Raw genomic sequence first — 5,243 nt, forward strand, 5'->3', positions numbered from 1 at the left:
CCCTCACGCACCCGCAGAGAACGATGGACGCACGGGGTCCGAGGCGGAGCCCCGGCGGGTCAGAAGCCCGCCGGTTCCGTGTACACCCCCCACTCGTCCCGGAGCACGTCACAGATCTCGCCGAGCGTAGCCTCGGCCCGCACCGCCTCCAGCATGGGCACGATCATGTTCGACCCGTCCCGCGCAGCGGCAAGCATCGCGTCCAGCGAGGCCCGTACGCGCGCGTCGTCGCGCCCACCCCGCCGCACGCCCAACTCCCGTACCTGCTCCCGCTCCACTTCGTGACTGACCCGCAGGATCTCCAGATCCCCGGTCACGGACCCGTGATGGACGTTCACGCCCACGACCCGCTTGTCACCCTTCTCCAACGCCCGCTGGTACTGGAACGCCGACTCGGCGATCTCCCCGGTGAACCAGCCGTCCTCGATGCCCCGAAGGATGCCGGAGGTGATGGGACCGATCGGGTGCTGCCCGTCGGGATGCGCCCGCAGCCCCCGCTCCTTGATCTGCTCGAAGATCTTCTCCGCGTCGGCCTCGATCCGGTCGGTGAGCTGCTCGACGTACCAGGAACCGCCCAGCGGGTCGGCGACGTTGGCGACGCCCGTCTCCTCCATCAGTACCTGCTGCGTCCGCAGGGCGATCTCGGCGGCCTGCTCGGACGGCAGCGCGAGCGTCTCGTCCAGCGCGTTGGTGTGCAGGGAGTTCGTGCCGCCCAGAACGGCCGCGAGCGCCTCCACCGCCGTACGCACGACGTTGTTGTACGGCTGCTGCGCCGTCAGCGAGACACCCGCGGTCTGCGTGTGGAAGCGCAGCCACTGGGCCTTGTCCGACTTCGCCCCGTACACGTCCCGCATCCACCGTGCCCAGATCCGCCGCGCCGCCCGGAACTTGGCGATCTCCTCGAAGAAGTCGAGGTGCGCGTCGAAGAAGAAGGAGAGGCCGGGGGCGAAGACGTCCACGTCGAGGCCGCGCGAGAGCCCCAGCTCGACGTAGCCGAACCCGTCCGCCAGCGTGTACGCCAGCTCCTGCGCGGCCGTGGAGCCGGCCTCCCGGATGTGGTAGCCGGAGACGGACAGCGGCTTGTACGCGGGGATCTTCGCGGCGCAGTGCTCCATCAGGTCGCCGATGAGGCGCAGGTGCGGCTCGGGCTGGAAGAGCCACTCCTTCTGGGCGATGTACTCCTTGAAGATGTCGGTCTGGAGGGTGCCGTTCAGGACGGACGGGTCGATCCCCTGCCGTTCCGCCGCGACCAGGTACATGCAGAAGACGGGTACGGCCGGTCCGCTGATGGTCATCGATGTCGTGACGTCACCCAGCGGGATGTCCTTGAACAGGACCTCCATGTCGGCCGCCGAGTCGATCGCGACGCCGCAGTGCCCGACCTCGCCGAGGGAGCGTGGATCGTCGGAGTCGCGCCCCATGAGCGTCGGCATGTCGAAGGCGACCGACAGTCCGCCGCCGCCCGCGGCGAGGATCATCTTGTAGCGCTCGTTCGTCTGCTCCGCGTTCCCGAACCCGGCGAACTGGCGGATCGTCCACGTACGCCCTCGGTAGCCGGTCGGATACAGGCCGCGGGTGAACGGGTACTCGCCGGGCCAGCCGATCCGCTCGAAGCCGTCGTACCTGTCCCCCGGCCGTGGCCCGTACACCGGCTCCACCGGATCACCGGAGAGCGTGGTGAAGTCGGCCTCACGCTTGCGCGAGGTGTCGTACCGGGCCTGCCAGCGTCGGCGGCCCTCTTCGATGGCGTCAGCGTCCATGCTTCGAATTTACTAGGACGTCCTACTAAATGTCGATGGCAAACCGCCACGGACCACTCCCGTGGCGGTAGGGGTTACGCCTTGACGACCGCCGGAGAGTCCTCCGCGATCTTCGACTCCAGCTCCTGGGTGACCTTCCGCTCCACGAAGAACGCGGCCGTCGGAATGGTCCCCGCGAGCAGCACCCACAGCTGCTTGCCCACCGGCCACTTCGCCTTGGCGCCCAGGTCGAAGGCGAAGACCAGGTACACGACGTACAGCCAGCCGTGCGCGATGGCGACGACGCGGGTGAAGTCCACGGCACCGTCCATCTGGAACACGTACTTGGCGATCACACCGAGGGTCAGCAGGACCAGCAGCGCACCGGTGACGTAGGCCATCACGCGGTAGCGGGTCAGCACGCTCTTCTTCATGGGGATGAGCGTAACGACCCCATTTGCGCGATCTACGAGCACCCCCGCCCCGGCGCGCCTGTGTACCTCTGCTCCTCCGTCTCTCCGTCCCTCGTCTCTTCCTCTATGCCTCGTCGAAGTCGCTCGCGGCGATGCGCAGGGGCCGCAGCATCGCGAAGATCTCCGCGCACTCCTCGGAGTCGTAGGCCCCGAGCCCGAAGTCCATCGCCATCAGGTCGCGGGTCGCCGCGTCGCAGACCTCACGGCCCTTCTCGGTGATGGAGGCGAGCGTGCCGCGCCCGTCGTTGGGGTTGGGCCGCTTGTCGACGAGCCCGGACTTCACCAGCCGGTCCACGGTGTTCGTGACGGAGGTCGGGTGCACCATGAGGCGCTCGCCGATCTTGGACATCGGGAGCTCGCCGGCCTTGGAGAAGGTGAGCAGGACCAGTGCCTCGTAGCGCGCGAAGGTGAGTCCGTACGGCTTGACGACCGCGTCGACCTCGGCGAGCAGGATCTGGTGCGCGCGCATGATCGAGGTGATCGCGGCCATGGACGGCACGGATCCCCAGCGCTGCTTCCAGAGTTCGTCGGCGCGGGCGATGGGATCGAAGGCAAGGCTGAGCGGCTTCGGCACGGCATAAGACCTTACCCGCCGGTCATATGCTGGTCAGCCCCGTCTCGCCTTTCGGTCCCTGACCCCTCTACGACGGGGGTCGCGGCCCCTTCCGTACGCCGCGCCTCCACCGCCAGCAGTACGCAGCAGAGGGTGCCCAGCACCCCCGCGCCCGCGACGGTCGCCCGCACTCCGGCGAACTCCGCCGCCACCCCCGACAGCGCCATTCCCACCCCCTGGACGGTCATCAGACCGGCGGTGTTCAGCGTCATCGCCCGCCCTCGCAGTTCCTCGGGCACGACCCGCACGAACCACTGGTCCAGGCCGAGCGAGTACGCGGATCCGGTGCCCGCGAGCAGCAGCAGGGCCAGCGACCAGCCGAGGTCCGGCCGCAGGACGTAACCGACGTACGGCAGCAGGGTGACGCAGACGAGCGGGAGGGCGAGCCGGGTGCGGGTGGCGGGCCGCAGCCTCGAACCCGCGTACAGCTCCCCCGCGATCGTGCCGACCGGCAGGGCGCACATCAGCAGGCCGAGCCCGGCCGATCCGGCACCGAGCCCGTCGGCATAGGGCGCGGCCAGCGCCTCCGGCGCGACGGCGAACATCGGCGGCACCCAGAACAGCAGGAGAAGGGCCCGTACACGCCGGTCGGCGAGGATCCTGCGGGTTCCGTGGAGCGAGTCCCGCACCAGCGCGCCTTCGTGACGGGCCCGCGCGGGCCGTCGCCGGGTGCCGAAGCGCAGCAGCGCGGCGGAGGTCAGGAAGGTGCACACCGTGATGAGCAGCGCGCCGCGCGGCGACACGACGCTGAGCAGCACGCCGCCGAGCCCGAACCCGGCGAGCAGCGCGCCCTGCGAGACGATCCGCAGCAGGGAGCGGCCCAGTACGAACAGGTCGCCGTCGCCGAGGACGTCGGTCAGCGTCGCCGTCCGCGCCCCCTGGAAGAGCGGTGAGACGACGGCGAGCGCGCAGCGCATGGCCAGTAGTACGGCGATGGGCGCGCCCGGCACCACCATGACGGCCACGCAGCCCGCGCACACCAGGTCGCACACCACGAGGATCCGGCGGGCCGGGAAGCGGTCCGCGGCGCCGGCGAGGAGGGTGCCGCCGACGAGGTACGGGAGGAAGCCGAGGGCGAACGTCAGGGCGCTCATCAGGGGCGAGCCCGTCAGGTCGTAGACCAGGACGGACAGGGCGAGCTCGCTGACCACGAGCCCGAGCAGCGAGAACGCGTGGGCGGTGAAGACGGCGCGGAACTCCCGTACGGCGAAGACTCGGCCGTAGCCCGTGGCTTCGGGCGCGTTCGGTGGGGTGGTCGGTGGGGCGTCCTCCGGGGTGGTCGGTGGGTCGGGGAGCGTCGTTGTGGCCTTCGTCTCCGCCATCTCTGCTTCCGGCATGGGCAACAGCGTGCTCACCCGTCGAGCCGGCCCGTAGAGTTTCGGTTCCAGCCGAATCTTCAGTTCTTCAGGGGGTGCCTTTCCTTGCCTTCCCTTCTGCACTTCGGGGAGGACGACCTCCTCAACTGCCGTTTCGCGGTGTCGCCCCTGTGGGAGACGCACGAGGCGGTCCGCACGCTCGACCGTCCCGCGCGGCACGGCTACCACGCGCACTGGCTGCGCCGTATCCGCGCGGCCGCCGCCGGACTCGACCTCGCGCCGCTGTGGCTGCTGATGCCGCAGCGCGGCTACTGCCCCGACTGGCTCTGCCCGCCCCCGATCGGTCCTGCGGCCACCTTCGAGGAGGAGATCGCGGCGGTCCGCGCGGCCGACCCCGAGGCGGCCCGCGAGGAGGCCGCGAGGTCGCTCGCGGACACCCCGGGCGCCCTCGAATCGTCCCGAGGCCGGTCGCTGTTGAAGGACCCGATGCGCATGGTCCAGGAGCTGGCCGACCTGATGGAGACGGCCTGGCACGCGCTCGTCGAGCCGGACTGGCCGCGGCTGCGCGCCCTGCTGGAGGCGGACATCGCGTTCCACTCGCGACGGCTCGCGGAGGTCGGTCTGGGCGGGCTGCTGCCGGAGATCGACCGCCGGTTCGGCTGGCGCTCCCACACGCTGACCATCGAGTGGAAGGGCCGGCACGAGCGGGACCTCGCGGGCCAGGGCCTGATGCTGGTGCCGAGCGTCTTCATCTGGCCGGAGGTGGTCAGTTCCTTCGAGCCCCCCTGGCAGCCCACGCTCGCCTACCCCGCCCGCGGCATCGGCGGCCTGTGGGCCGAACCGACGGACCACACCCCCGACGCTCTCGTGCGACTCCTGGGACGGGGCAGGGCCACCGTCCTCACGGCCCTGGACGAACCCACCACCACGAGCGCCCTCGCCCACCGCCTCCGGCTCGCCCCGTCGTCCGTCTCCGCCCACCTCACGGTCCTGCGCGCCGGAGGCCTGCTCACCTCACGCCGCTACGGCCACCAGGTCCTGTACGAACGCACGCCCCTGGGGATGGCGCTGGCGTCGGGTGCGGAGCACTAGGGCCTGTCCG

The 5,243-nt window shown here is 70.5% G+C and carries 5 protein-coding genes; 1 reads left to right on the top strand and 4 read right to left on the bottom strand.

Annotated features, from left to right (window positions below):
- Positions 1-59: 59 nt before the first annotated feature.
- The 4 genes from ACZ7M3_RS42425 to ACZ7M3_RS42440 all read right to left on the bottom strand — a co-directional run bounded on the left by ACZ7M3_RS42425 (position 60) and on the right by ACZ7M3_RS42440 (position 4,162).
- Positions 60-1,760 carry an acyl-CoA mutase large subunit family protein gene (locus ACZ7M3_RS42425; protein WP_095852547.1) on the bottom strand — a complete coding sequence of 567 codons (1,701 nt, stop codon included), beginning with the start codon at positions 1,758-1,760 and terminating at the stop codon, positions 60-62.
- A gap of 74 nt (positions 1,761-1,834) precedes the next feature.
- Positions 1,835-2,173, bottom strand: a complete 339-nt coding sequence (locus tag ACZ7M3_RS42430; RefSeq protein ID WP_472070921.1) for a DUF3817 domain-containing protein — start codon at positions 2,171-2,173, stop codon at positions 1,835-1,837.
- A 103-nt stretch (positions 2,174-2,276) separates the two neighbouring features.
- Positions 2,277-2,786 (bottom strand): MarR family winged helix-turn-helix transcriptional regulator, encoded by a 510-nt coding sequence (locus ACZ7M3_RS42435; protein ID WP_351310492.1) that lies wholly within the window; start codon positions 2,784-2,786, stop codon positions 2,277-2,279.
- 11 nt (positions 2,787-2,797) lie between these two features.
- On the bottom strand, positions 2,798-4,162 hold the full coding sequence (locus ACZ7M3_RS42440; protein WP_472070923.1) for an MFS transporter: 1,365 nt from the start codon (positions 4,160-4,162) through the stop codon (positions 2,798-2,800).
- 84 nt (positions 4,163-4,246) lie between these two features.
- Here ACZ7M3_RS42440 and ACZ7M3_RS42445 point away from each other — a divergent pair, with 84 nt between their 5' ends.
- The gene (locus tag ACZ7M3_RS42445; RefSeq protein ID WP_472070925.1) at positions 4,247-5,233 is read left to right on the top strand and encodes an ArsR/SmtB family transcription factor; all 987 of its coding nucleotides are present in this window, start codon (positions 4,247-4,249) and stop codon (positions 5,231-5,233) included.
- Positions 5,234-5,243: the final 10 nt, after the last annotated feature.

It is taken from the genome of Streptomyces sp. NPDC111656 (genome assembly GCF_055656965.1).

Coding starts and splice junctions, on each gene's coding strand:
- ACZ7M3_RS42425 (WP_095852547.1), bottom strand. CDS start 1,760: ATGGACGCTGACGCCATCGAAGAGGGCCGCCGACGCTGGCAGGCCCGG.
- ACZ7M3_RS42430 (WP_472070921.1), bottom strand. CDS start 2,173: ATGAAGAAGAGCGTGCTGACCCGCTACCGCGTGATGGCCTACGTCACC.
- ACZ7M3_RS42440 (WP_472070923.1), bottom strand. CDS start 4,162: ATGCCGGAAGCAGAGATGGCGGAGACGAAGGCCACAACGACGCTCCCC.